22 protein-coding genes are annotated in these 25,293 nt (G+C 70.2%); 16 read left to right on the top strand and 6 right to left on the bottom strand.

The features are described 5' to 3' along the window. Window positions 1–125 precede the first annotated feature (125 nt). The 6 genes from AB1046_RS08900 to AB1046_RS08875 are packed head-to-tail and all read left to right on the top strand — an operon-like array spanning window position 126 to window position 6,177. On the top strand, window positions 126–1,292 hold the full coding sequence (locus AB1046_RS08900; protein ID WP_369374434.1) for an acyl-CoA dehydrogenase family protein: 1,167 nt from the start codon (window positions 126–128) through the stop codon (window positions 1,290–1,292). A 42-nt stretch (window positions 1,293–1,334) separates the two neighbouring features. After that, window positions 1,335–2,114 (top strand): electron transfer flavoprotein subunit beta, encoded by a 780-nt coding sequence (locus AB1046_RS08895; protein ID WP_369374432.1) that lies wholly within the window; start codon window positions 1,335–1,337, stop codon window positions 2,112–2,114. A gap of 11 nt (window positions 2,115–2,125) precedes the next feature. Further along, on the top strand, window positions 2,126–3,088 hold the full coding sequence (locus AB1046_RS08890; RefSeq protein WP_369374430.1) for an electron transfer flavoprotein subunit alpha/FixB family protein: 963 nt from the start codon (window positions 2,126–2,128) through the stop codon (window positions 3,086–3,088). Between the two features lie 5 nt (window positions 3,089–3,093). Beyond that, the gene (locus AB1046_RS08885; RefSeq protein ID WP_369374428.1) at window positions 3,094–4,929 is read left to right on the top strand and encodes a cytochrome b/b6 domain-containing protein; all 1,836 of its coding nucleotides are present in this window, start codon (window positions 3,094–3,096) and stop codon (window positions 4,927–4,929) included. Between the two features lie 56 nt (window positions 4,930–4,985). Continuing rightward, window positions 4,986–5,408 carry a hypothetical protein gene (locus tag AB1046_RS08880; RefSeq protein WP_369374426.1) on the top strand — a complete coding sequence of 141 codons (423 nt, stop codon included), beginning with the start codon at window positions 4,986–4,988 and terminating at the stop codon, window positions 5,406–5,408. After that, complete coding sequence (locus AB1046_RS08875; RefSeq protein WP_369374424.1) at window positions 5,374–6,177, top strand: hypothetical protein; 804 nt, start codon at window positions 5,374–5,376, stop codon at window positions 6,175–6,177. The genes AB1046_RS08880 and AB1046_RS08875 overlap by 35 nt, the downstream gene beginning before the upstream one ends. A gap of 20 nt (window positions 6,178–6,197) precedes the next feature. Here the strand turns inward: AB1046_RS08875 and AB1046_RS08870 are convergent, their stop codons facing one another. Continuing rightward, window positions 6,198–7,121 carry a phosphotransferase family protein gene (locus AB1046_RS08870; RefSeq protein ID WP_369374422.1) on the bottom strand — a complete coding sequence of 308 codons (924 nt, stop codon included), beginning with the start codon at window positions 7,119–7,121 and terminating at the stop codon, window positions 6,198–6,200. Window positions 7,122–7,297: 176 nt separating this feature from the next. On the opposite strand from AB1046_RS08870, the gene AB1046_RS08865 reads away from it, so the two are divergent. From AB1046_RS08865 to AB1046_RS08855, 3 genes are all read left to right on the top strand, one after another. Continuing rightward, window positions 7,298–10,018: a hypothetical protein gene (locus AB1046_RS08865; RefSeq protein ID WP_369374420.1), complete on the top strand. Its 2,721-nt coding sequence runs from the start codon at window positions 7,298–7,300 to the stop codon at window positions 10,016–10,018. 69 nt (window positions 10,019–10,087) lie between these two features. Next, complete coding sequence (locus AB1046_RS08860) at window positions 10,088–10,825, top strand: transcriptional regulator (RefSeq protein WP_369374418.1); 738 nt, start codon at window positions 10,088–10,090, stop codon at window positions 10,823–10,825. A 91-nt stretch (window positions 10,826–10,916) separates the two neighbouring features. Then, window positions 10,917–12,275, top strand: a complete 1,359-nt coding sequence (locus AB1046_RS08855) for an MFS transporter (RefSeq protein WP_369374416.1) — start codon at window positions 10,917–10,919, stop codon at window positions 12,273–12,275. A gap of 3 nt (window positions 12,276–12,278) precedes the next feature. Here AB1046_RS08855 and AB1046_RS08850 read toward each other — a convergent pair whose 3' ends face one another. Further along, a complete protein-coding gene (locus tag AB1046_RS08850) occupies window positions 12,279–12,992 on the bottom strand; it encodes a DsbA family protein (RefSeq protein WP_369374414.1) in 714 nt (237 codons plus the stop codon). Between the two features lie 105 nt (window positions 12,993–13,097). Then, window positions 13,098–13,508 (bottom strand): hypothetical protein, encoded by a 411-nt coding sequence (locus tag AB1046_RS08845; RefSeq protein WP_369374412.1) that lies wholly within the window; start codon window positions 13,506–13,508, stop codon window positions 13,098–13,100. A gap of 62 nt (window positions 13,509–13,570) precedes the next feature. On the opposite strand from AB1046_RS08845, the gene AB1046_RS08840 reads away from it, so the two are divergent. Next, a complete protein-coding gene (locus AB1046_RS08840) occupies window positions 13,571–14,302 on the top strand; it encodes a response regulator transcription factor (RefSeq protein WP_369374410.1) in 732 nt (243 codons plus the stop codon). Beyond that, a complete protein-coding gene (locus AB1046_RS08835) occupies window positions 14,295–15,395 on the top strand; it encodes a sensor histidine kinase (protein WP_369374408.1) in 1,101 nt (366 codons plus the stop codon). The genes AB1046_RS08840 and AB1046_RS08835 overlap by 8 nt, the downstream gene beginning before the upstream one ends. Here the strand turns inward: AB1046_RS08835 and AB1046_RS08830 are convergent. After that, window positions 15,392–17,455 (bottom strand): AAA family ATPase, encoded by a 2,064-nt coding sequence (locus tag AB1046_RS08830; protein ID WP_369374406.1) that lies wholly within the window; start codon window positions 17,453–17,455, stop codon window positions 15,392–15,394. The genes AB1046_RS08835 and AB1046_RS08830 overlap by 4 nt on opposite strands. A 108-nt stretch (window positions 17,456–17,563) precedes the next feature. Here AB1046_RS08830 and AB1046_RS08825 point away from each other — a divergent pair, with 108 nt between their 5' ends. Continuing rightward, complete coding sequence (locus AB1046_RS08825) at window positions 17,564–17,920, top strand: DUF3467 domain-containing protein (protein WP_369374404.1); 357 nt, start codon at window positions 17,564–17,566, stop codon at window positions 17,918–17,920. 266 nt (window positions 17,921–18,186) lie between these two features. After that, window positions 18,187–18,555: an STAS domain-containing protein gene (locus AB1046_RS08820; RefSeq protein ID WP_369374402.1), complete on the top strand. Its 369-nt coding sequence runs from the start codon at window positions 18,187–18,189 to the stop codon at window positions 18,553–18,555. 34 nt (window positions 18,556–18,589) lie between these two features. Here AB1046_RS08820 and ppgK read toward each other — a convergent pair whose 3' ends face one another. Beyond that, complete coding sequence (gene ppgK, locus AB1046_RS08815) at window positions 18,590–19,336, bottom strand: polyphosphate--glucose phosphotransferase (protein ID WP_369374400.1); 747 nt, start codon at window positions 19,334–19,336, stop codon at window positions 18,590–18,592. 14 nt (window positions 19,337–19,350) lie between these two features. Between ppgK and AB1046_RS08810 the strand changes: the two genes are divergently transcribed. Further along, window positions 19,351–19,536 carry an SPOR domain-containing protein gene (locus AB1046_RS08810; protein WP_369374398.1) on the top strand — a complete coding sequence of 62 codons (186 nt, stop codon included), beginning with the start codon at window positions 19,351–19,353 and terminating at the stop codon, window positions 19,534–19,536. A 1-nt stretch (window position 19,537) separates the two neighbouring features. On the opposite strand, the gene panB is transcribed toward AB1046_RS08810, so the two are convergent. Beyond that, window positions 19,538–20,368 (bottom strand): 3-methyl-2-oxobutanoate hydroxymethyltransferase, encoded by an 831-nt coding sequence (panB, locus tag AB1046_RS08805; protein ID WP_369374396.1) that lies wholly within the window; start codon window positions 20,366–20,368, stop codon window positions 19,538–19,540. 104 nt (window positions 20,369–20,472) lie between these two features. On the opposite strand from panB, the gene glnA reads away from it, so the two are divergent. Continuing rightward, entirely contained in the window at window positions 20,473–21,807 is a 1,335-nt protein-coding gene (gene glnA, locus AB1046_RS08800) for a type I glutamate--ammonia ligase (RefSeq protein ID WP_369374394.1), read from the top strand. A 53-nt stretch (window positions 21,808–21,860) separates the two neighbouring features. Next, on the top strand, window positions 21,861–25,220 hold the full coding sequence (locus tag AB1046_RS08795) for a bifunctional [glutamine synthetase] adenylyltransferase/[glutamine synthetase]-adenylyl-L-tyrosine phosphorylase (protein WP_369374392.1): 3,360 nt from the start codon (window positions 21,861–21,863) through the stop codon (window positions 25,218–25,220). Window positions 25,221–25,293 lie beyond the last annotated feature (73 nt).

Below are 25,293 nucleotides of genomic sequence, written 5' to 3'. Positions count from 1 at the left end.
TGATACTGCGTCTCAGGCATACTCGCCAAAGCCCGGTGGCGGCGCGACGCCGACGCACGAGACGCTCGACGACGAGCAGGACGCGCCGGGCACCACAGCCGCCCGGCCCAACGAAAGGCGAAGCCATGCAGCGTGACATCTACGACGAGGACCACGAAGCGTTCCGCGAGGTCGTGAAGGAGTTCGTCAAGCGTTACGTCACCTCGGAGAAGGCGAAGCAGTGGGACGCCGACGGTGAGGTCGACCGCGCCACCATGAAGGCCGCGGCGGAGCACGGCATCGTCGGGCTCTCGGTGCCGGAGGAGTTCGGCGGCGCCGGGATGCTGATGGACTACCGCTTCCGCAGCGTGGTGAACGAGGAGCTCATCCGCAGCGGCCACGGGTCGGCGCTGGCCGGGGCCGCGGGGATCCAGGACGACCTCGCGGTGCCGTACATCGCCCACTTCGGCACCGACGCCCAGAAGGCGAAGTGGCTTCCGAAGATGGCCACGGCCGAGGTGCTCGGCGCGCTCGCGATGACCGAGCCGGGTGCGGGCAGCGACCTGCGGGCCGCGCGGACCACCGCAAAGAAGGTGGACGGCGGCTACATCGTCAACGGTGCCAAGACGTTCATCTCCAGCGGCAAGACGGCGGACATCGTCGTCACGTTCGTCAAGACCGGTGAGGGCAACCGCCCGGACGCCTTCAGCCTCGTCATCCTCGAGGACGGCATGGAGGGCTTCGAGCACAGCAAGAAGCTGCACAAGATGGGCTTCCCGGGCCACGACACGGCCGAGCTGAGCTTCAGCGACGTCTTCGTGCCGGACGAGAACCTGATCGGCGGCGTCGAGGGCCGCGGGTTCGTGCATCTCATGATGAACCTGCCGCTGGAGCGCCTCTCGATCGGTGCCGTCGCCGCCGCGGTGGGCGAGGCCGCGGTGGAGTGGACGATCGACTACACGACGAGCCGCGAGGCGTTCGGCAAGCCGGTCATCGACTTCCAGAACACCCGGTTCCGGCTGGCGGAGATGGCCACCACGGTGGACGTCATGTGGGCTTACATCGACCGCGCGATGAACCTCTACCGGCAGGGCAAGCTCAGCGCGGACGAGGCCGCGAAGGTGAAGTTCTGGTGCACCGAGCGGGAGTGGGAGATCCTCGACCAGGGCGTCCAGCTGCACGGCGGGTACGGCTACATCCTGGAGTACCCGATCGCGCGTGCCTTCCTCGATGCCCGCGTGCACCGCATCTACGGTGGCACGAACGAGGTGATGCGCGAGATCGTCGCCCGCAGCATCACCGGCCGCAAGTAGTCTTCCCACGTCAGTAGTCCGAGGAAAGAGCAGAGTTCGCCCATGAGGATCGTCGTCCTGGTGAAAGTCGTGCCCGACACCAACGTTGAGCGGACGCTCAGCCTGGAGACGGGGCTCGCCGAGCGCGCTACGGCAGCTCTCGTAGCCGACGAGATCGGGGAGCGCGCCCTCGAGGTCGCGCTCACCTACGCCGACGCACACGAGGGCACTGACGTGCACGTGCTGGCCGTCGGTCCCGAGGAGTCGACGACGTCGATCCGCAAGTGCCTCGCGATGGGTGCGGCGAGTGCAACGCACGTCGTCGACGGCGGGCTCGTCGGCGCGGACCTCGGGCTGACGGCCGAGGTGATCGCGGCGGCGCTGGGCCGGGTCGGGTACGACCTGGTGCTCGCCGGCAACCAGTCCACGGACGGCATGGGCGGGGTGCTGCCGGCGATGGTGGCCGAGCACCTGGGCCTGCCGAGCCTGACGAACCTCACTGCGGTGACCATCGGGGACGCCGAGGTCAGCGGCACGCGTCTGTCGGAGGACGCGGCGGTGGGCCTGAGCGCGCCGCTGCCGGCCGTCGTGTCGGTGACCGAGGCGCTCCCCGACCCCCGGTTCCCGGGCTTCAAGGGGATCATGGCGGCGAAGAAGAAGCCGGTGGAGGTGCTCTCGCTCGCCGACCTCGGCATCGACGCGGACGACCTGAGCACGTCGCGCTCGATCATGCTCGCGATCGACGCCCGTCCTCCGCGAGGCGGGGGAGTGAAGATCACCGACGACGACGGCGACGCCGCCGTCCGACTGTCGGCCTTCCTGGCCGAGAACCACCTGATCTGAGAAGGACGACGATGACTCACGCTGCTGACTCGATCCTGGTACTGCTCGACACGACGCCCGACGGCGGACTGGCGAAGTCCTCGGCCGCACTGCTGGGTGCGGCCTCGACCGTGGGGACGCCGGTCGCGCTCGTCCTCGGTGACGATGCGGCTGCCAAGGCGGCCGCCGAGCTCGGGGCCGCCACGGTGCTGCGCGCTCCTGCGCCGGCCGACGGTCAGGTGGGCGTGGTCGACGCCCTGGTCGCCGCTGCGGCCCTGGTCCGGCCCGACGCCGTCCTGGCGTCCCACTCGGTCGACGGCCGGGAGGCCGCCGCCCGCTTCGCGGTACGCGCCCGCTCGGGCCTGGTCGTCGACGCGATCGCGGTGGCCCGCGACGACCAGGGCGTCATCGCCCGTAGCTCCGCCTATGGCGGGTCGTACGCGGTGACTGCGACGGTGACGCACGGAGCGCCGGTCATCACGGTGCGTCAGGGCGCGGTCGAAGCACGTGCCGAGGCGCGGCCGCTGGCCGAGATCATGCTGGAGGTGGCTGCGAGCGGTGTTGCCGCCGCCACGATCGGTTCGGTCGAAGTTGCCGAGAAGACCGCCGGACGCCCCGATCTGCGAGGTGCCGCGAAGGTCGTCTCGGGCGGCTGGGGCCTGGGATCGAAGGAGGACTTCGCCCTCGTCGAGCAGCTCGCTGACGCACTTGGCGCCGCGGTCGGCGCGTCGCGTGCCGCGGTCGACGCCGGGTTCGTGCCGTCGTCGGCCCAGGTGGGCCAGACGGGCGTGCAGGTCGCGCCGCAGCTCTACATCGCCCTGGCGATCTCCGGCGCGATCCAGCACCTGGCCGGCATGCAGACCGCCAAGACCATCGTCGCGATCAACAGGGACGAGGACGCCCCGATCTTCGAGATCGCCGACTTCGGGATCGTGGGCGACGTGTTCACCGTCGTGCCGCAGCTCATCGCCGAGATCGAGAAGGCGAAGGCTTAACCACCGTGGCGACGTTCACCCAGGGTCTTCGTCAGGGGCTGCCGCGTCATCCCGGTGGACCGGCCTGGCCGCCGGCCGACGAAGCCGCGGCGCCTGCTCCGGCTGGGGCCGTCGGCACCGCTGTGCAGGAGGCCGCGCCCGCCGTAGCAGCTGCTGAGCCTGCGGTCGCTGTGGCGGCTGTCGAGCCCGCGATTGGTGTGGCGGCAGCTCCTCGTGCGGCGGTCGCCGAGCCCGCGGCTGGTGCTGCGCACGTCCCGGCTCCGGACAGCGCCGTCGAGGTCGCGCTGCGTCGCGGCCTGCCGCGTGTCGCCGGTGGTGAGCCCTGGCCTCCGGCCGCTCTGGTCCGGGTGGACCGCTCCCCGGCTCCGGCGGTAACCCCGTCCGTAGGCCTGCCTGCCGTGGGCGGTACCGCCGTCGTAAGCGAGGGGGCGGACGCCGCGACCGCGGACTCGCCCGCCGCTTCGGGCGCCCCGGCCGCCGCCGTGCTGGCGACCGCGGAGACCCCGGCCGCACCCGCGCCAGCTGGGTTGACCGCCGACACTGTCACGGAGGAGGTGGTGCTGCGCCGCGGCCTGCCACGGATCGCCGGTGGCGAGCCCTGGCCTCCGGCGGAGACGGTCGCGGTCCAGCGACGACTCGCCGTCGCTCCCGATGTGGCCACTGCGCCTGCCGCGGCTACAGCGCCGGCCGCGGTCACTGTGCCGGCCGCGGCCGAGCCCTCTCGCGCCGAGGTGATCGACAGCGGCTCACTCGCGCCCGAGCCGGCGCCGGTAGCCCTGGCACCGAGCACTCCCGCCGCCCAGGGCGAGAGCGCGCCGGTCGTCCAGCCGCCTGCCGCCGTCGAACCCGCCCCGGGGGCCCCGGCCGCGCCGGTGAGCGTGAGCACGCCCGCACGCCCGACCGCCCCCACACGACCCGCCGAGCCCGCGCGGGAGCCGCGCAGGATCGGCTCGCGCACCCTGGGTGGGTGGGCGCGGATCCTCGGGTGGGGGCTGGCCGGCGTCGTCGCCGCTGCGGGGATCATCGTGCTGGCCGCTCGTGGCGTGACCACGCTGCCGGGCGTGCCCGGGTTCCTGGAGCGCTACCCCGGGTCCTACGAGCTGCCCGAGTCCGCCCCGGTCGGCTTCCCCGTCTGGGCGAACTGGATGCACTACCTGAACTTCTTCTTCATGGTGCTGATCGTCCGCACGGGTCTGCAGGTGCGGTACCAGAAGACCCCGCCCGCCTACTGGACGCCCGCGAGGGGCGGCAAGAAGATCAGCATCAACCTGTGGCTGCACACCGGCATCGACCTGCTGTGGCTGGCCAACGGGGCCGCGTTCGTGGTCCTCCTGTTCGCGACCGGGCACTGGGTACGGATCGTGCCGACCTCGTGGGAGGTGTTCCCGAACGCGGCGTCGGCGATGCTGCAGTACCTCACGCTGAACTGGCCCACTGAGCACGGCTGGGTGAACTACAACAGCCTGCAGCAGCTCATGTACTTCACGGTGGTGTTCGTCGCAGCCCCGCTGGCCGCGATCACCGGGCTGCGCATGAGCGAGTGGTGGCCCAAGGACGCGGATCGGCTGAACAGGCTCTACCCGGCGCCGGTGGCTCGGGCAATCCACTTCCCGACGATGCTCTTCTTCGTGCTGTTCGTGATCGTGCACGTCACCCTGGTGTTCGCCACGGGAGCGCTGCGCAACCTGAACCACATGTTCGCGGCCTCTGACACGGTCAGCTGGGTGGGCTTCGCCTGGTTCGCGGGGGGTCTCGTCGTCGCGGTCGCGGCGGTCGTCGCGGCGAGGCCGTTGGTGATCGCGCCGATCGCGTCCCTCGTCGGCAAGGTCAGCAGCCGCTGAGCGGTCCCGTCCGGGTATTCGTGGTCATCCCGACGAGGGCCCTTCATCATGTGACCATGCAGACCATGCGGCGGTTCCTCGTCCTGACCCCGGTAGCACTCGTCGTCACCACGGTGGCGTACTTGATCTACATCGGGGCGGGCGACGCCGGTAGTCGCATCTGGTCGGCAGTCGGCATTGCCCTGCTGGTGGCGCTCGTCGGGGCGGCCGCCGTGCTCGCGGCAGTCGTCATCGCCGTTGGGCTGCTCCGTCCACTGGGTGTCAGCAACGCCTGGGCAGCACTTGGCCTTGCCTTCGGGCTGGTTGCAGCCATCTTGGGGATCCTCTACCTCGGCATCGAGGGTGACGATTGGGACATGCTCTTCTTCGAGGTGGCCATCGGCGTGCAGGTCCCCACCTGGCTGGTATTCGCCGTCGGGATCCTGGTCGGCGACCTACGGAACCGTGCAGCGCGAAATCGCGCAGATCTCACCGCTTAGTCTGGCGGGCCGTAGCTGGACCCTGCATCGAGCCCTACTTCCGTCGATTCTCGGGCAGTTCAGTGGCACCCTTCACCTCATGAGCGACGAGATCGCACAGGTCCGGCCAGGTGTCTTCGGCTGGCCCACGTTCTGGTTCATGTACGTCGCGGCCGCGGTTCTTGGCGGCATGGTTGGCACACTCGTTACGGCGCTGCCGCTGGTTGCGGTCCGAGAATCGTCCGCGCAACCCGTGTTCGCGGTGGTCGGCACCGTCGTCTGGATCGCAGCCGTGGTTCTGGCGATCTGGTGGGCGCATCCGAAGATCACGCGCTTCATCGACCGGGCGCACTTTCGCCTGACCGATGACCACCTCCACCTCGGCCGGGGTGACAAGGTCACGATCAACCTCAGTGAGGTGACCGACGTCTGGTTCGGCGACCGGACCTTCGGTGCCTCCGCGACCAGGCCGGCGACCCGACAGCACTTCAGGGTGGCGGTGCTCGGCCTGGCGAACGGGCGGTTCGTGCCCGTGTCGCCACCGCCGGGGACATTCGTCGGCGGCCAGAGCGCGGAACCGGTCGTCGCGCCCGTAGGGGCCTTTGTCGTTGGCGTGGACGACTTCATGAAGGCACTGCTCGCCAGGCTGGAACCCGTCCTTCGCGACGGGGACGAGATGCCGTGGCGGATGCGCGCCCTCTCCGGACCTGCCCACGTCAACTGGGTCTACGGCCCAGGAGCGCCGCCGCTACCGAAGGGCTCGATGCTGCCGAACTGGACCTACATCTGACGGCAAGCAGGGCCGGGTGGTCACCCGAGCAGTGCCTCAAGCTCCCCAAGTCGGCCGAACATGGCGGGCAGCCCGCGAATGCCGTTGCGCGCGGCCTCGTGCGACAGGGCAAGGTCAGGACCGGTGAGCGCCCCGACTCCGGCGAGGCAGCGCAGGATGTTCCATCTCGTGTGCCCCAGCCAGCCGCCGATCATGAAGACGAACCAGCTCGGGCCCGACGGCGGCAGCGTCCCGCCCCCTGCGACGTACCCGTCGAGCACCGACCGGAAGATGACAGGCTCGATGCTGTCGAAGCCAGATCCCTTCGCGAGGCTCAGTGCGGTCGAGCCGAGCTCACCGGACAGGTCGAGCATCCCCGAGAGCTCCCAGTCGAGCAGGACCGGCCGACCATCCCGGGCGAGCAGGTTCCATGGCTGGACGTCCTTGTGGGTCAGCACAACGGGCCCCGGCCTGTCGCAGGTCTCGACGAAGCGGGCGATCGCGAGGAACGCCTCGACGTGGGCAGCGAGCTCCTCGGCCCACGGCTGTCCGGTCGCCGCCGCCCGGTCGGCGAGCTCGGGCCAGTCGTGCGCCGTCGGCTCCTCGATCGACGCGTGGTTCCACTCGACGTCGAGCGCGTGGATCCCCGCGAGGATCTCACCGACCTCAAACGCATACGCGGCCGGCACCGGCGCCTCGGGCAGCGCCCGCCCCTCGACCCACCGGTGGACAAGCGTGTCGGGGGCAGCCGAGACCGGCTCCGGCATCGGGATGCCGGCGGCGAAGGCCGCCCGCTCGAACCGGAACACGTCCTCGACGTGGTAGATCGAGCGGCGGTCGACGAGGTTGAGCTCCTTCACCGCGAACGACCCCAGGTCGGTGTCGAGCCGGTACATCCGGTTGGCGTACCCGCCGTGGACGCGGGTCATCGGCTGGATCGGCGTCCCGAGATGCGAAAGGTCCACGCCACGCAATCTAGGGCTCGCCCCTCATTGACGCACCGGGATTAACCGGGTCGGCTCAAGTGTGGAAATTGCGTACTGCTGTCATGTATTTGCACCTTGACGTCCGGTATGTGGCAGATGTTGACTGCCTGTGAGACGCCCCATTTCACCTTCACTCCTGCCTCGGAAGGTGCACCATGAGGTTGATTCGCCTGCTGCCCGTTGTCGTGCTCGCCGGCTCGCTCCTCGTCCCCGCCCTGCCCGACCCGCCCGCGGTCGCGTCGCCGACCGACGCCGCCTTCTCCGGCTCCTCCGGGCGGCTCGACGTCGACTACGCCAGCTACCTGTCGAAGCACGACGTCGTCTACAACCGGCCCAACACCAACCCCGCCCACGGGCTCACCGTCGGCAACGGGCGCACGGGCGCGATGGCCTGGCAGCAGAACGGCCTCACCATGCAGGTGTCCAACGTGGACTCCTCGCAGCAGACGGCGTTCGGCGCCGGCCTGGTCAACCTCGCCACGACGCCCGCGATGGACTCCGGTTACAGCACGTACGAGCAACGGCTCTCGCTCTACGACGGCACGCTGACCACCAAGTACGACAACAACCGCACCGTGACCGTCATGGGCAAGCCCAGCTCGGAGGTCATGGGCATCCACGTCGAGGACACCCGCAGCAACGTGTCCAGCGTGACCCTTGAGCTGTCGCTGTGGGACGTCGCGAACCTCGGCAACTCCGGCGACGTGCCGGACATCAACACCTGGCGCACGGTCAGCAGCTACGCCGACTCGACGGGCGCCGGGATCAGCCGCGGCCAGACCGACGCGCAGAAGTTCGGCTACACGCTCGCCGCGACCGTCGAGGGCGCGAGCTACACCGCGAGCGTGGTCAACAACAGCCGGGTGCGCCTCACGATCACACCGACGTCGAGCTACACGGTGTGGTTCACCGCCAGCACGCGGCTCAACGCGCCGGGCAACAACTCGATCACCGAGGCCAGGAATGCGCTCGCCTCGGTCAGGACCACCGGCTACGCCTCCACGCTTGCCGGCTACCAGAACTGGTGGCACTCCTTCTGGGCCAGGTCGTTCGTGCAGTACGGCGGCCTGGGCGGCGACGCGGACTATCTCGAGAACGTCTACTACCTCAGCACCTACATGATCGCCGCCGGCGGTTACGGAAACTACCCGTTCCACTTCATCAACGGCGTGTTCCGCGCCACCGGCGACGCGACCAAGTGGAGCAACTCCTACTGGTACTGGAACCAGCGCGACGTCTACAACTCGTTCCTCGCGTCCAACCATGTAGACCTGCTGAACACCTTCAACAACCTGTACAGCCGGAACTACCCAGCGCTGAAGTCGTACACGCAGACGAGGTACGGCATCGACGGGCTGTGGGTCCCGGAGACCATGGGCTGGGACGGCAACGCTCGCGGCACGATCAACAGCGACTACACCAAGAACATCTACACGACCGGCTATCAGGCCGCGTACAACATGTACCTGCAGTACCGGTACACCAACGACGTCGACTACCTCCGCAACACTGCATACCCGTATCTCCGTGAGGTCGCGAAGTTCTACTCGCAGATGCTGTCGGTCGACGGCGCGGGCAAGTACTACATGGCGACCTCGAACTCGCACGAGACGTACTGGAACGTGCCCAACGCGATCACGGACCTCGCGGCCGTGCGGAGCCTGTTCCCGATCGCCATCCAGGTCTCCGAGCAGCTCGGCGTCGACGCCGGCCTGCGGCCGCAGTGGCAGAACATCCTGAACAACCTCGTGCCGTACCCGACGGCGAACAACGCGTATTTACCGCACCAGCCGCCGATCGCGCAGACGCGCAACAACGAGAACGTGGCCTCCGAGCTGATCTGGCCCTACAACCTCACCGGCATCGGCGCCCCCGACTACCAGACCGCGGTGAACACCTGGAACAGCCGGCCGTTCCCGTACGGCAACGTGTGGGCCAACGACGCCGTCCAAGCCGCGCGGCTAGGGCTCGGCGACCAGACCTTCAACGGTATGAAGCAGATGCTGCGCCAGTACCAGAACTATCCGAACGGGTTCACCAACAACACCAACGGGGTATTCGAGTACCACGGCGTGAACCTGTCCGCGATGAACGAGGCGCTGCTGCAGTCGTACAACGACAAGATCCGGGTGTTCCCGGCCGCGCCGACCAGCTCGTCGTTCGTCGGCAAGTTCACGCTGCTCGCCAAGAACGGGTTCCTGGTGAGCTCGGAACGCGAGGCGAACGAGACCAAGTACGTGGGGCTGCGCAGCCAGTGGGGGGCCACCGCCCGGGTGGTGAATCCGTGGGGCACCGAGCAGGTGCGGGTCCGCCGGGTTGCGGACAATTCAATACTGCTGACGACGACGGCGGCCGAGCTCGAGTTCGCGACCACCGCCAACACGGCGTACGTGGTGGAGCGAACGGCCAAGCCGCTGACGTCGTACACGACCACCCGCCTGACGGGCACGCAGAACCAGGGCGAGAAGTCGCTGAGCGGTACGGCGTCGACCCTTGGCCTCAACGCCACGGCCAGCGGGCTCGTCAACAACACGGCGGCCACCTACGACAGCAACTGGCACCTCACCACGCCCAGGGGCTACGGCGACTACAACGACGACACGCACCACACCACGGTCCTGGACGCCGCGGCGTCGTACACCTTCACCGGCACCGGCATCCAGTACCTGTCCGAACGCTTCAGCGACATGGGCAATGTCGACGTCTACCTGGACGGTGCCTTCCAGGCGACGGTGAACCTGAACGTGAGCGGCGCGCGGCAGGTGCAACAGGTGGTGTGGCAGAGGTCGGGCCTGGCCCGCGGCGAGCACACGATCCGCGTCGTCAACCGCAGCACCCGGGTCGGCATGATCGACGCGTTCCGCATCACCCCGTGAACCTCGACACGTAGAATCTCGCACGACACGACCGCGGCACGACCGCGACATGACCGGGCGGGAGCGCTGATGGTGAGCGAGGAGGGTGTGGACGACCGGGTCCACGCCGTGGTGACGAAGGGCCGCTTCGAGAGCATCGAGGCGGCCCATCTGGTGCTGGAGCCCGTCATGCGGGCCATCGCGGCCGCTGTCGGCGACCACTGCGAGGTGGTGCTGCACGATCTCAGCCGGCCCGACTCCAGCCGGCCCGATTCCAGCCAGCGCGACCTGAACCACACCATCTACGCGATCATCAACGGCCACGTCACCGGCCGGAAGGTCGGCGGCCCCTCCACAAATCTCGGCCTTGAGGCGATGCGCGACGAGGACGCCGAGCACAACGAGTTCGGCTACGCGGGCCGCACGGCGGACGGGCGCGAGCTGCACTGCTCGTCGGTCTACTACCGGGACGCGTCGGGGCGGATCATCGCCGCGCTGTGCATCAACATCGACCTGACGCCGTTGCAGACCGCGCAGAACATCCTCGGCACGCTGCTGCCGTCGGCGGCGCCGGAGCAGCGCGACCGCGAGGTGCACACCCACGACATCGCGGGTCTGCTCGACACGATGATCGCCGACGCCGTCTCGGCGGTGGGCCGCCCGGTGGCGATGATGGACAAGGCCGACCGGATCGCCGTGCTGCGGACGCTGGACGGCCTGGGCGCGTTCCACGTCAAGCGCTCGGTCGAGACCGTGGCCAAGCGCCTGGGGATCTCCAAGGTCACCGCCTACGCCTACCTGGACCAGATGCGGTCGGAGCGGGGCTGAGGTTTTACCTGAACGAAACGTTCGCGCCATAGACGTTATGTTCAGAAGGTGGTCAGACTACACAGGTTGATCTGACTACCCGGAGGTTCCAGTGACTGGGACGGCTACACCGCCGCTGAGCGGCACGCAGAAGCGCACCATCGCCGGTGGCGCTATCGGCACGCTCATGGAGTACTACGACTACTACCTGTACGGCCTGGCGTCGGCCGCGATCTTCCCCGCGGTGTTCTTCACCGGCGAGGACCCGATAGTCGCGCAGCTCTCGTCGTTCGCGACGTTCGCGGTCGGCTTCTTCCTTCGCCCCGTCGGTGGCCTGGTGTTCGGCCACATCGGCGACCGCGTCGGCCGCAAGACCACGCTGATGATCACCGTGGTCGGCATGGGCATCGCCACCGCCGGCATCGGGCTGATCCCGCCGGAGGCGTCGATCGGCATCGTCGCCCCGCTGCTGCTGATCTTCTTCCGCATGTGCCAGGGCTTCTTCGTCGGCGGTGAGATGGGCGGCGCGGCGACGATGGTCGTCGAGCACGCCCCGGTGGGCAAGCGCGGGATGTACGGCGCGTTCCTGATCAGCGGCGCGGGTATCGCGAACGTGGCGTCCGCCGGCCTGATGGCCGGCCTGGGTCTCGGCCCGGAGTCCTGGTTCATGACCTGGGGCTGGCGCATCCCGTTCGTTCTCGGCCTGGTGCTCGCCATCATCGCGCTCGTGCTGCGCAGCAAGCTCGAGGAGTCCGACGAGTTCAAGGAGACCAAGCAGGCCCAGGCCGACGCCGGGGTGAAGAGCAACCCGATCAGAGAGGTCTTCCGGCACCCGAAGAACGCGATCATGGGCATCCTCATCGGCCTGCCGCAGAGCATCGCCGGGTACGTAGTCCTCACGTTCGGCATCGCCTACATGGTCAACCAGAACAACATCCCCGCCTGGCAGGGCTTCGCCGGGACCATGATCGTGGGCATCCTGCAGGTCTTCGTGGCCCCGGCGTACGGCGCGCTGTCCGACCGGATCGGCCGCCGCAAGGTGTACATCGCCGGCTGCATCGGCTTCGCGCTGCTGGTCTGGCCGACTTTCCTGCTGTTCGACACGAGCAACCTGGTGCTGATCTGGGTCGGCATGATCCTCGGCTTCGTGATCCCGGGTGTGGCCATGCAAGCGACGCTGCAGACCATGCTCGCGGAGATGTTCGACCCCGAGGCCCGCACCACCGGGGTGAACATCGGCTACCAGATCTCCAACACCCTCGGTGGCGGGCTCGCGCCCTTCATCTGCACCGCCCTGGTCGCGGTGGTCGGCGGACAGATCTGGCCGGTGGTCGTCTACTGCGCGGTGATCTGCCTGATCGGCGCGATCGCCACCGCCACCGCGAACATCAGCACCGACGGCGCGCGCCTGCACGAGCTGAGGATCGTGCAGGCCGCGACGCCGTCGACACGGGAGGCAGAGAAGGCCTGACGCCTACCCGCCGAGCACACCCTCGACCGCCTGCACCAGGCCTTCCGGACCGGTGAGCTCAAGCTGCTCGCCGTCGAGGAAGAACGTGGGTGTGCCGCTGACGCCGAGGGCCCGCCCTTCGTTGAAGTCGCTCTGGACGCGTTCGGTGGTCGCGGGGTCGGCGACGGCGGCGTCGAACTGGTCCATGTCCAGCCCGAGCTCCAGCGCGAAGCCGCGGAAGACGTCCGCCCTGGACTCCTGCGCCTCGCCCCACTCGGCCTGCGTCTCGTACATCCGCTGGTACATCGGCTCGAGCTGTCCCTGTGCGGCGGCGGCCTCCACCGCGACGGCGGCGTTGGTCGAGTTGGTGTGGCCGGCGATCGGGAAGTAGCGCATCACTACGGTGAGCTCGTCGCCATGCTCCTCGCGCAGCTGTTCGACGGCGGGGTAGTACGCGCGGCACACCTCGCACTCGAAGTCGAGGAACTCGACGAGCACCGCCTGCTCGTCGGCCGCCTGGTTCAGGACGTGGCTGTCCTCGCGGATGACCTCCGCGTTGGCGGCGTCCCGGTCGGGGGTGGCGAGGATGAACGAGACGAGGAGGCCGAGCAGGCCGAGCACCCCGACCAGGAGGACGAGCTGGAGCAGACGCTGGGTGGTCAGTCGCTTGGTCTTTGGGGGCTGAGCCTTGGGGCTCCGGGTCTTTGGGCGCTGGGCAGCAGTGCGCTGGGAGGTCATGGGATTCCTTTGGGACGAAGTCAGATGGGGCCACGCGGTCCGCACCCGATGTCAGGGGTGCGCGAAAAGCGCCGACGCGGTCCGCGTCGGCGGTCTGCGGGCGGTCTACGTCCTGGAGATCCCTAGGGCGTGCAGCGACGGCCTGGTCGCTTCCGCCGTGTTGGCGGGGGCCGGTGCGTCGTCGGGCACGGGGATGAGTGCGGGCTGTCGGACGGCGGGCTCCGGCGCCGCGGCCGGTCCCGGGGACGTCACGGGCGGGAGCGGAGCGCACTGCGCCGCCGGCGGGTGGCGGTCGGAGCAGTCGTGCGCGCCGTCGCCGGCCGGCGCGCCGACCAGCACGGAGTGCACCGGCTGGCCACCGTGCAGGTGTTCGCCGAGAAACGCCTCGTCGAGAAACCCACTGCACAGCCCGCTCGTCCCGATGAAGGTGAGCACGACGAACAGAGCCGTCCACACGCTCGCCAACCCGCGCCGGGGACCGGCGGCGAGGGCGCGTGTGCGACGGGTCGGGTTCATGGCGAGCCCCACACTAGCTTTTGATATGCCCGCGATATGCACCGGCTCGTAGCATCGGGGGTGTGCGTGTCTTGATCGTCGAGGACGAGCCCTACATGGCGGAAGCGATCCGGGATGGCCTGCGCCTGGAAGCGATCGCGTCCGACATCGCCGGCGACGGCGACACGGCCCTGGAGCTGCTGAGCGTCAACGCCTACGACATCGCCGTCCTGGACCGCGACATCCCCGGGCCGAACGGTGACCAGATCGCCACGAGCATCGTCGCCTCCGGCAGCGGCATGCCGATCCTGATGCTCACCGCCGCCGACCGGCTCGACGACAAGGCCACCGGGTTCGGCCTCGGCGCCGACGACTACCTCACCAAACCGTTCGACCTCCGGGAGCTGGTGCTCAGGCTCAGGGCGCTCGACCGCCGGCGCGCCAACAACCGGCCGCCCGTGCGCGAGATCGCCGGCCTGCGGGTGGACCCGTTCCGCCGCGAGGTCTTCCGGGACGGCCGGTACGTCGCGCTCACGAGGAAGCAGTTCGCGGTGCTCGAGGTCCTCGTCGCGGCCGAGGGCGGCGTCGTCGGCGCGGAGGAGCTCCTGGAGCGGGCGTGGGACGAGAACGCCGACCCTTTCACCAACGCCGTCCGGATCACCGTCTCGGCCCTGCGCAAACGGCTCGGCGAACCCGCGATCATCGCCACCGTGGCCGGTGTCGGCTACCGCATCGACGTGGCGTCCGACGTCGGACCTGCGCTCGCGGACCGTGGACCTGACGGAGGCAGTGGCCCGGGTGGAGACCGTGGATAGGCCACCCGGTCCGAGCGTTCGCCTCAAGCTCACCCTCAGCTATGCCGGGTTCCTCATGCTCGCGGGTGGCCTGCTGCTCGCGACGGTGTGGGTGTTCCTGCTGCGGTACGTGCCCAACGACGAGGGCATCTACGGCCCCGGCGGATTTGTGCCCAACCGGAACGACCTCCAGGCCGCGTTCGCTCCGCGGGCGGCCGCGGCGATGGTGTTCCTGCTGGTGCTCGGCCTGGTGGGCGGGTGGATCCTCGCCGGCCGGATGCTCGCTCCGCTGAACCGGATCACGGCGGCCACCCGCAGGGCCGCGACCGGGTCGCTCACCCACCGGATCCGGCTGGAGGGGCCTCAGGACGAGTTTCGCGAGCTTGCCGACAGCTTCGACACCATGCTGGCGCGGCTCGAGTCGCAGGTCGCCGAACAGCAGAGGTTCGCGGCCAACGCCTCCCACGAGCTGCGCACGCCGCTAGCGATATCGCAGACGCTGCTCGACGTGATCCGCAACGATCCCACCCGGGACACAAGTGAGCTCCTGGACCGCCTCCACGTCGTCAACGCCCGGGCGATCGCGCTGACCGAGGCGCTGCTCGTGCTCAGCCGCGCCGACCAGCGGTCCTTCACCCGGGAGGTCGTCGACCTGTCCCTGGTCGCGGAGGACGCCACCGAGACGCTGCTCCCGCTCGCCGAGAAACGCGGAGTCGCCCTCGAGACGTCCGTCGGGTTCACGCCCACCGTCGGCTCGCACGCGCTGCTGCTGCAGCTGGCCACGAACCTCGTGCACAACGCCATCGTCCACAACCTGCCCGACGGCGGCACCGTGTGGGTCTCGACCAGTGGCCACACCGGGACTGTGCTGCTCACCGTCGAGAACACCGGCGAGAAGCTCACCCCGGCTCGGATCTCCACGCTGGCCGAGCCGTTCCAGCGCGGCACCGAACGGATCCACACCGATCACGCGGGCGTCGGGCTGGGCCTGGCGATCGCCAAGAGCATCACCCAGGCCCACGACGGGACCCTCACCCTGACCCCGCGCACCACCGGAGGGCTCAGCATCACGGTGCGGCTGCCCGCCGCCCCGTCGTCGCGCACCGACAGCTAGACGCCGAGCTCCGGCGGCAGGTTGTCGTCGTGGCGGACGACTAGGGACGTGACCGCCCGGGTGAGGCAGACGTAGAGGCGGCGCAGGCCGGTGGCGTGGGTGGGCTCGGCCGCGACGATCCCGGCCGGGTCGTGAAGCACCACGTGGTCGAACTCGAGGCCCTTGGCCAGCGTGGCCGGCACCAGGTCGAGGTGCGCGTCGAACTCGGAGGAGTCGAGCCCGGCGTCGTCGAGCCCGTCGTCGAGCCCGGCAGCCTCGGGCCCGGCGTCGTCCTGCTCGCCGACGACGGCGAAGGTCAGCCCCGCGGCGGTGAGCGTCGTGCGGGCCTGCGCCACGGCGTCGTCTGGCACGATCAGGCCGACCGATCCCTCCAGGCCCGCGACGCCGGCGAGGACCTCGCCGAGGGGCGCGGTGGTGATGGTGAGCCGGCCGCGGGCGCGGCGGACCGCCGTCGGCGGCTCAAGCCTGGGCGCGATGCTCGGCAGGAGCCGGGCGGCGAGCTCGATCACGTCGCCGGGTACCCGGAATCCCGCGGTGAGCTGCTCCACGTGCCCGTCGGGCTTGGCCAGGTGGCCCAGGACGTCCGCCCAGTCGCTCGCCGCCCACGGCGTGGTGGCCTGCGCGAGGTCGCCCAGCACGGTGAGCGAACCGGTGGCGGCGCGCCGGCCGAGGGCGCGCAGCATCATCGCGGACAGGTCCTGCGCCTCGTCGACGACGATGTGCGCCACCGACTCGGTCCGGTCCAGCAGGTCGGCGATCTCGTCGAGCAGCACGAGGTCCGCCGTGGTCCAGCGGGCGGAGCCGAGTGAGCGCGGCGGCCGGTCCCAGGCGAGCAGGCGCTGCTCGTCGTCGGACAGGATCTCCGCCGCGCACTCGGCGAGGAACTGCTCGTCGGAGAACAGGCGGAAGAGCAGCCTGCGCGGCTCGACCGTGGGCCAGACCGCCGTCGCGTAGTCCCGGACGGGCTTGGTCCGGGCCAGGACGTCCCACGCCTTGTCGTCGAGGGCGTCGCCGGTCTCCTCGATCTGCACGAGCACGCGGTGCGCGAGCGCATGCCGGAGCTGGGCCCCGCCCAGGTTGTACCGCACGTCGCGCGCCGTGATCTGCTCGACCGCCTCGCGCGCCTCGTAGGCCGGCACCCGCCAGCGGAACGAGCCGCGCGGCAGCACCAGCGTGTCCTGCGGGGTGCCGACGTGCGACCAGACGGCGCGCCGCAGCACCTCGGCCATCCGCCCGTCGCCCTTGAGGGTCGCGACGTCCGCGGGCTCGGTGGCGCGGACCGGGGCATGGTCACCGACGATCTCCTCGATGGTCGCCTGCCTGGCGTGGATCTCACCGAGGGCGGGCAGCACGTCGCGGATGTAGCGCAGAAAGCTCTTGTTCGGCCCGACGACGAGCACCCCGCGGCGGGTGAGCTGGTCGCGGTGCGCGTACAGGAGGTAGGCCGCGCGGTGCAGCCCGACCGCCGTCTTGCCCGTGCCGGGCGCGCCCTGGACCACGAGCGTGCGCTCGAGCGGCATCCGGACGATGACGTCCTGCTCGGGCTGGATGGTCGCGACGATGTCGCGCATCGGGCCGGTGCGCGGCCGCTCGATCTCGGCCTCGAGGATCTCCGAGTGCGCGAGGCCGTCGGCTCCCGCCAGGTCGGCGAGGGACTCGTCCTCGAACCCGGTGAGCTGGCCGCGCGCAAACCCGTACCGGCGTCGGGCCGTAAGACCCATCGGCTCCTTGGGCGAGGCTCGGTAGAACGGGGTGCTCACCGGGGCGCGCCAGTCGATGACCATCGGCTCGCCGTCCGGGTCGGAGACGTGGCGTCGGCCGATATGAAAGGACTCGCCGACGGTGTTCTCGGGCGCCAGGTCGATGCGGCCGAAGAAGAGCGGGATCTCCGGGTCGTCGGTGAGCTGTTCCATCCGGCGCGCGAGCGTGGCCTCCAGGACCTCCGCACTCACCCAGTTGCCGGCGTTGCTGCCGTCGAGGGCGGCGACCCGGTCGCGCATGCGCCCGAGCTGTGAGCGGGCGTCGGCGAGAAACTCGCGCTCCTGGGCAAGCTCGGACACGTCGACAGGTGTAGCAGAGACCATTTGTCCTCCGAGTCCGTTTCCACTGTCGCGTAAACCAGCCCCACGGTACGGTCGGTGGACCGTCCGGCCAATCGAGGAGCCCCAGTGTCGTCCGACGAGCTGCCCCAGGAGTTCCAGATCGATGTACCCGACGAGATGGAGACCGGCGTGCCCGCCGACTTCGCCTCGGTATGGCACACACCGACGTCGTTCATCCTGGACTTCATCGCTGTGAAGCAGCCGCCGAGCCCAGTATCCGACCCGGAGTCGGGCGAAGTCACATCCATTACGGTGCCGGGCCGGGTGGTCTCCCGTGTGCGTATTCCTCCGCAGCAGGTGTTCGAGCTTGCCAAGGCACTCACTATGCAGCTCGATGCGTGGGAGAAGGAAAGCGCGCCGTCCGTTCGCAATCCGGGGGTCTCAGAAGGGCCCGACGGCCCGAATCGGTCGGCTGACAAATGAATTCGGTGAATTTTTTTCTTGGACATATGACCAACTCGGCGCCTATATGTCCGGTCTGCCCGGGTGAAATATTGCAGTTTGCCGGAGTAGAGGTGTTTATAACAGTCCGGAGGGAGAAAAGTAAGCCTCAGAGGCTGTTCCACTTGCGATCTTCACGGATGTAGGCTGCCCGTGATCGCGACGAAGGCGTTGCAATCTCCCAGAGTTGCCCGGGGGGTCGGGCGACCCGTTCCGGCGGCCATGTCGGGGAGCAATGAACAGGGGCGATGCAAGTGAGCAGCACTGAATTCGATAACAGGGGGCGCACGGGCGGGATCATGTTCGAAGAACAGTCCCGCACGAGTGTCGTGAGCATGTGGGGAGAGATCGATGTCTCTTTGCGCGGTGAGTCGAGTGCTGCGATAGCCAATGCCCTGGAACGGGCCAAGGCGGTAGTGATCGACACGTCGAAGGTGACGTTCATGGACTCGACAGGTGTCGCGTTCCTCATGCAGATGTACACCTATGGGACGCAGGACGGGCTGACCGTCAGCCTGCCCGAGCCGCCGGCAGTGGTCCGGACGGTCATCGAGATGCTCGGCGTCGACGCGCTGTTCGCGCAGCCGACCCACACCGCTCTCGCGCAGGAAGCCTGACCGGCCCTCGCGCAGGAACCTGCCTAACCCTGCGTCAGCGCCCCGCGGCCAGCGCCGCGGCCCCCACGATGCCCGCCGCGTTGCGTAGCTGAGCCGGAACGATCGGCGCCCGCAGGTGCAGGTGCGGCAGGTACTTCTCGTGGTGCTTGCTCACACCACCGCCCACGACGATGAGGTCGGGGGACAGCAGGTCCTCGACCACCCCGAAGTAGCGCTGCAGGCGCTCGGCCCACTCCTCCCAGGACAGGTCCTCGCGCTCCCGCGCCGAGTCGGCGGCGCGGGACTCGGCGTCGTGCCCGTCGATCTCGAGGTGCCCCAGCTCGGTGTTGGGGACCAGGACGCCGTCGACCACCAGGGCCGAGCCGATCCCCGTGCCGAGCGTGGAGACCAGGACCACACCCTCGGAGTCGCGCGCGGCCCCGTAGCGGACCTCGCCGACGCCCGCGGCATCGGCGTCGTTCACCGCGATCACGGTCCGGCCGGTCGCGCGCTGGACGAGGGCCGGCAGGTCCACACCGGTCCACGACTGGTCCAGGTTCGCGATGGACCGGACCACGCCGTGCTGCATCGGCGCGGGGAAGGCGACGCCGACGGGAACGTCGCCGTGCAGGTGGTAACCCTCGACGAGCTCGGCGAGCACCTCCGCGACGGCCTGCGGGGTGGACGGGCTCGGGGTCGGGATGCGGGTGCGCTTGTCCGCGTACGCGCCCGTCGAAAGATCGACGGGCGCACCCTTGATCCCCGAACCTCCGATGTCTATGCCGAACGCCAGGTCACTCATGTCAGGATCGTCTCATGAGCAACCAGGAGCAGTACTGGTACAACACCGCGACCCGCGAGGTCGAGGAGGGGCATCGTTCCTCCTGGACCAACCTGATGGGGCCGTACAGCACTCGCGCCGAGGCCGAGCGGGCGCTGGCCAGCGCGAAGGCGCGCAACGAGTCCTGGGAGCAGGACGACAAGGACTGGCGCAACAAGTAGGTCACTTCTCGAACGAGTGCGCCTCGTCCGGGAAGGAGGCGTCCTTGACCTCGGAGACGTAGTCCTCCGCGGCTCGGCGCAGCGCTGCGCCGAGCTCGGCGTAGCGGCGGGCGAAGCGCGGCGACCAGTCCGTCATCCCGGCCATGTCCGTCCACACCAGGACCTGGCCGTCGCAGTGCGGCCCGGCACCGATTCCGATGGTCGGGATGTGCAGGATCTCGGTGATCCGCGCGGCGACGTCGACCGGCACCATCTCCAGGACGACGGCGACAGCGCCCGCCTCCTCGATCGCCTGGGCGTCGGCAGCGAGCTTCTCGACGGCGTCGTCGCCGCGGCCCTGCACGCGCGGACCGCCCAGCAGGTTCTCCGACTGCGGCGTGTACCCCAGGTGCGCGACGACGGGGATCCCGGCGTCGGTCAGCGCCCGGATCTGTGCCGCGGACCGGATGCCGCCCTCGAGCTTGACGGCGTCGGTGCCCGTCTCCTTGAAGATCCGCACGGCCGTCTCGAGCGCCTGCTGCGGCCCGGCCTCGTAGGAGCCGAACGGCAGGTCGATCACCACGAAGGCGCGTTGCGCGGCCCGGGCGACGGCGCGGGCGGGCGGGATCATGTCGTCCACGGTCACGGGGATCGTGGTCTTGTGGCCGTGCATGACGTTCCCGATGGAATCGCCGACGAGCAGGATGTCCAGACCGGCCGCGTCGAAGATCGCGGCGGTCACCGCGTCGTACGCGGTGAGCATCGCGAGCTTCTCGCCGCGGGCCTTGGCTTCCGCGAGATGGTGCACGCGGACGCGCTTGGGACCCTGTGTGGGCGACGTGTGGGCGGACATGGTCCTCCTGTGGTTCGGGCGGCATCGGTGCCGCAGGAAAGCCTACGACCGGGCGTCCATGCCCGGTACACGCGCCTGTAACAGGTTTAGTGCAAGATGGGCCCATGGACAGGCAGCAGGAGTTCGTGCTCCGCACGGTCGAGGAGCGCGACATCCGCTTCATCCGGCTCTGGTTCACCGATGTGCTCGGTGTGCTGAAGTCGGTAGCCGTGGCGCCCGCGGAGCTCGAGTCGGCGTTCAGCGAGGGCATCGGGTTCGACGGCAGCGCGATCGAGGGCCTCACCCGCGTGTTCGAGGCGGACATGGTCGCGAAGCCGGACCCGACCACCTTCCAGGTCCTCCCGTGGCGCGGCGAGCGGCACGGTACAGGCCGCATGTTCTGCGACATCCTGACGCCGGAGGGGCAGCCGTCGCTGGCGGACTCCCGGAACGTGCTCAAGCGGACCCTCGCGAAGGCGAGCGACCGCGGGTTCACCTTCTACACGCACCCTGAGGTCGAGTTCTACCTCTTCAACCAGCTGACCAAGACCGACTCGAAGCTGGAGCCGGTGGACCAGGGCGGCTACTTCGACCACCTGGCCCGCGGGTCGACGCACGACTTCCGTCGTGCCGCGATCACCATGCTGGAGTCCATGGGCATCTCGGTGGAGTTCTCCCACCACGAGGCCGGCCCGGGCCAGAACGAGATCGACCTGCGGTACGCCGACGCGCTGACCACCGCGGACAACCTCATGACGTTCCGCACGGTGGTCAAGGAGGTCGCGCTGGAGCAGGGCGTGTTCGCCTCCTTCATGCCCAAGCCGCTGGCCGACCAGCCCGGTTCCGGCATGCACACCCACGTGTCGCTCTTCGAGGACGACCGCAACGCGTTCTACGAGCCCGGCGCCCAGTTCGAGCTGTCCAAGACGGCGCGCCAGTTCATCGCGGGCCTCATGGTGCACGCGGGCGAGATCACCGCCGTCACCAACCAGTACGTCAACAGCTACAAGCGGCTCTGGGGCGGGCAGGAGGCCCCGAGCTACGTGAGCTGGGGCCACAACAACCGGTCCGCGCTCGTGCGGGTGCCGATGTACAAGCCGGGCAAGGGCAACTCGGCGCGCATCGAGTACCGCGCGCTGGACTCCGCGGCGAACCCGTACCTGGCGTTCGCCGTGATCCTCGCCGCCGGCCTCAAGGGCATCGAGGAGGGCTACGACCTCCTGGACCACACCGAGGACGACGTCTGGGAGCTCACCCAGGCCGAGCGCCGCGCGCTGGGCATCGCGCCGCTGCCGCGCGACCTCGACGAGGCCATCCAGTTCATGGAGAAGTCCGAGCTCGTGGCCGAGACCCTCGGCGAGCACGTCTTCGACTTCTTCCTGCGCAACAAGCGCGAGGAGTGGGAGGCGTACAGCGCGCAGGTGACGCCGTTCGAGATCAAGCGGTTCCTCCAGCTCTGAGTGGAGCTCTGAGTGCCCTCTACTTCGGCGCCTTTGCGTCGTAGGGTCAGGGGGTGCAGAGCCGCCGACCCGAGACCCTGACGACTCACCTGATCCGGGCTGGGTTCGCCGACCTCACTCGGTCGGCCTCGCTCTGGTGGGATCCCGACCTGGTGTCGGTCCTGGACAGCCGGCCGAAGGGCGGCCCGGCAGCGGACCGCGCGGCCGGTCCGGACCGGGGCGCGGTGGTCCTCGACCCCGCACCCGCGGCACTGCTGCGCTCGCTCGCCACCGTGGCCGACCCCGACCTCGCCCTGCTGCAGCTCGTGCGCCTCGCAACGGCCGCACCGGACCGGCTCCGCCCGGTCCTCGCGATCGCCGACGGCGAGGGCCTGGGCCCGCCTGGTCCCAGAGCGCCGGAAGTCGGCGAACAGGGTTCCGGCGAGCGCCGTTCCGGTGAGCGCGGTCCCAGCGAGCGCGGCCCCGACGCCGACGCGCCTTGCCCCTCCGTGGGGGACCGTCTGCTGCGGGTGCTGGGCTCGTCGTCCGCGCTCGGCGACGAGCTGGTGCGGCACCCGGCCCTGCTCGACCTGATCGGTGACCCCACCCCCGGCACGGGCGTGCCGGCCCGGGCCGTCCGCGCCGAGCTGCTGCGGGCGATCGACGCCGACCCGGAGGCGGACGATCCCGTCGCGGGGACCCACGTGCCCGCGGCCCGGCCCGGGCAGGCGACGAGGAGGCCGGAGGACGCCCCGCCGTCGTACACGGACCAACTGCGCCGTGCCTACCGGGCGCGGCTGCTGCGGATCGCCGCCACCGACGTGACGGCGCCCGACCCCACGGCCGTGCTGCCCGCCGTCGCGGCGGCGCTCGCCGACCTGGCGGCCGCCGCGCTGGAGGGCGCGCTGGCGATCGCGCGCTCCGAGGAGGAGGACCACGCCGTCGGCGTACGCCTGGCGGTGGTGGGCATGGGCAAGACCGGCGGCCGGGAGCTCAACTACATCTCGGACGTGGACGTCATCTACGTCGCCGAGCCGGGTGTGCTGCCCGACGGCGCGCCGGCGTGCGACGAGGACGACGCCCTGCGGGTCGCGGCCCGGCTCGCGGGCCGGCTCGCGCAGGTCTGCTCCGGCGCTTCGGCGGAGCCGGCACTGTGGCAGGTCGACGCGTCGCTCCGGCCGGAGGGCAAGCAGGGGCCGCTCGTGCGGACGCTGGCCAGCCACCTCGCGTACTACGAGCGGTGGGCCGTGACCTGGGAGTTCCAGGCGCTGCTCAAGGCCCGGCCTGTCGCGGGCGACCTGGCGCTGGGCGAGGCGTACGGCGCCGCCGTCGGGCCGCTGGTGTGGCAGGCCGTGGAGCGGCCGAACTTCGTCGAGGACGCGCGCGCGATGCGCAAGCGCATCGAGGACAACGTTCCGGTGGCCGAGGCCGACCGGCAGATCAAGCTCGGCAAGGGCGGCCTGCGCGACGTCGAGTTCACCGTGCAGCTCTTGCAGCTGGTGCACGGTCGCGCGGACGAGGACATCCGGTCCCGGACCACGCTCGACGCCCTGGCCGCGTTGTCCCGCGGGGGCTATGTCGGGCGCGAGCACGCGCGCCGGATGGGGGAGTGCTACCGGTTCCTGCGGGCGCTGGAGCACCGGATCCAGCTCTTCCGGCTGCGCCGGACCCACCTCATGCCGACCGCGGAGGCCGAGCTGCGGCGGCTGGCCCGCGGGCTGGGCCAGGGCGGCGCGGACGACCTCGTCAAGACCTGGCGGCTGGTGCGGCGCGAGGTGCGCGACCTGCACGAGGCCGTCTACTACCGGCCGCTCCTGCCGGCCACCGCGCTGCTGTCCACGGGCGAGGCGTCCCTCGCGCCGAAGGCAGCGATGGCGCGGTTCGCCGCGACCGGCTATCGCGACCCGGCCGGCGCCATGCGCCACGTGCATGCCCTGACCGACGGCGTCTCGCGGCGCGCGGCCATCCAGCGCCAGCTCCTGCCGGTGCTGCTCGGCTGGTTCGCCGAGGGCGCGGACCCGGACGAGGGGCTGCTCGCGTTCCGCAAGCTGTCCGACACGCTGGGCTCCACCCACTGGTACCTCCGGCTGCTGCGCGACTCCGCCGAGGCGGCCTCCCGGCTCGCCCAGGTGCTGTCCTCCTCGCGCTACCTCGCCGACGCGATCGGGCGGTCCCCGGAGTCGGTGCGCTGGCTCGCGCAGTCCGAGTCGCTGGCGCCCCGCGGGGCGCGGCGGCTCGCGGCGGAGGCGGACGCGCTGCTCGGGCGGGCCCAAGAGGTGGACGCCGCCACCGTGGCACTGCGCGCGCTGCGTCGCCGGGAGCTGGCCCGCACCGGGGTCGCGGAGGTCCTGGGCGCGCTGGGGCCCGTGTCCGCAGCGAAGGCGATCTCCGACGCGGCCGACGTCGTCCTGGCCGGCGGGCTGCGCATCGCGGAGCACGAGGCGCGCACCGCGCGGGGGATCGCGCGCGGAGACGAGCCCGCGCGCCTGCTCATCGTCGCGATGGGCCGCCTCGGCGGGCAGGAGATGGGGTACGGCTCGGACGCCGACATCATGTTCGTGTACGAGGCGGTGGGCGCCGCGCCGGACAAGGCGGCCAACGACTACGCCCTGACGGTGGCGAAGAACCTGCGGCGCATCCTGTCCGCCGTCGGGCCCGAGCCGGCCCTGCCCGTGGACGCCGACCTGCGGCCCGAAGGCCGCAACGGGCCCCTGGTGCGGTCCTTCGAGTCGTACGTGAAGTACTACGGGCGCTGGTCCTCACCCTGGGAGGCGCAGGCGCTGCTGCGCGCCCGGGCGCTGTCGGGCACGCTGAGCGTGGTCGCGGAGGGCGGCCCGGACGAGGGCGCGGTGGCCGAATCGCTCGACCTGGGGCCCGGCGCGGAGGGCGGCCTGTCCCTGGGCGCGCGGTTCACGGCGCTCATCGACCCGCTGCGCTACCCGGAGAGCGGGCCGGACGCAGCGGTGCTGCGCGAGGTGCGCCGCATCAAGGCTCGCGTCGAGTCGGAGCGGCTGCCGCGCGGCGCGGACCCAGCCCGGCACCTGAAGCTCGGGCGCGGCGGGGTGTCCGACGTCGAGTGGACCGTCCAGCTGCTGCAGCTCCAGCACGCGTTCGAGGTGCCGGGCCTGCGCACCACCGGCACGGTGTCCGCGCTGAAGGCCGCCCGGGACGCCGACCTGCTCACCGACGACGACGCCGAGGTGCTGCTGGAGGCGTGGCGGCTCGCGTCGCGGCTGCGCTCAGCGATCGTGCTGTGGTCGGGGCGCACCACGGGCGCCGGCGTGGACATGCTGCCGCACGACAGCCACGCGCTGACCGGCGTCGCCAGCCTGCTCGGGGACGTCGGCACCGGCCCGGAGCTGGAGGAGCTTTACCTGCGCCTCGCCCGGCGCGCCCGGGCGGTGATGGAGCGGTTGTTCTACGGCGCGGAATGAATCCCCGACACGCACCCGGACCTGGCGATAAGGTATCGGCGGCTTCGTCGAGATCGCCCCTCGGGAGGGGTCC

The sequence above is a fragment of the Promicromonospora sp. Populi genome, from assembly GCF_041081105.1.
GTDB lineage: Bacteria > Actinomycetota > Actinomycetes > Actinomycetales > Cellulomonadaceae > Promicromonospora.
The sequence above is the reverse complement of the archived record's forward strand: the minus strand, read 5'-3'. Positions and strand labels throughout refer to the sequence as shown.

What these genes read in the sequence shown, in the direction of transcription:
- AB1046_RS08900 (WP_369374434.1), top strand. Translation starts at nt 126, where the DNA reads ATGCAGCGTGACATCTACGACGAGGACCACGAAGCGTTCCGCGAGGTC.
- AB1046_RS08895 (WP_369374432.1), top strand. Translation starts at nt 1,335, where the DNA reads ATGAGGATCGTCGTCCTGGTGAAAGTCGTGCCCGACACCAACGTTGAG.
- AB1046_RS08890 (WP_369374430.1), top strand. Translation starts at nt 2,126, where the DNA reads ATGACTCACGCTGCTGACTCGATCCTGGTACTGCTCGACACGACGCCC.
- AB1046_RS08880 (WP_369374426.1), top strand. Translation starts at nt 4,986, where the DNA reads ATGCAGACCATGCGGCGGTTCCTCGTCCTGACCCCGGTAGCACTCGTC.
- AB1046_RS08865 (WP_369374420.1), top strand. Translation starts at nt 7,298, where the DNA reads ATGAGGTTGATTCGCCTGCTGCCCGTTGTCGTGCTCGCCGGCTCGCTC.
- AB1046_RS08860 (WP_369374418.1), top strand. Translation starts at nt 10,088, where the DNA reads ATGGTGAGCGAGGAGGGTGTGGACGACCGGGTCCACGCCGTGGTGACG.
- AB1046_RS08850 (WP_369374414.1), bottom strand. Translation starts at nt 12,992, where the DNA reads ATGACCTCCCAGCGCACTGCTGCCCAGCGCCCAAAGACCCGGAGCCCC.
- AB1046_RS08845 (WP_369374412.1), bottom strand. Translation starts at nt 13,508, where the DNA reads ATGAACCCGACCCGTCGCACACGCGCCCTCGCCGCCGGTCCCCGGCGC.
- AB1046_RS08820 (WP_369374402.1), top strand. Translation starts at nt 18,187, where the DNA reads ATGCAAGTGAGCAGCACTGAATTCGATAACAGGGGGCGCACGGGCGGG.
- ppgK (WP_369374400.1), bottom strand. Translation starts at nt 19,336, where the DNA reads ATGAGTGACCTGGCGTTCGGCATAGACATCGGAGGTTCGGGGATCAAG.
- AB1046_RS08810 (WP_369374398.1), top strand. Translation starts at nt 19,351, where the DNA reads ATGAGCAACCAGGAGCAGTACTGGTACAACACCGCGACCCGCGAGGTC.
- panB (WP_369374396.1), bottom strand. Translation starts at nt 20,368, where the DNA reads ATGTCCGCCCACACGTCGCCCACACAGGGTCCCAAGCGCGTCCGCGTG.
- glnA (WP_369374394.1), top strand. Translation starts at nt 20,473, where the DNA reads ATGGACAGGCAGCAGGAGTTCGTGCTCCGCACGGTCGAGGAGCGCGAC.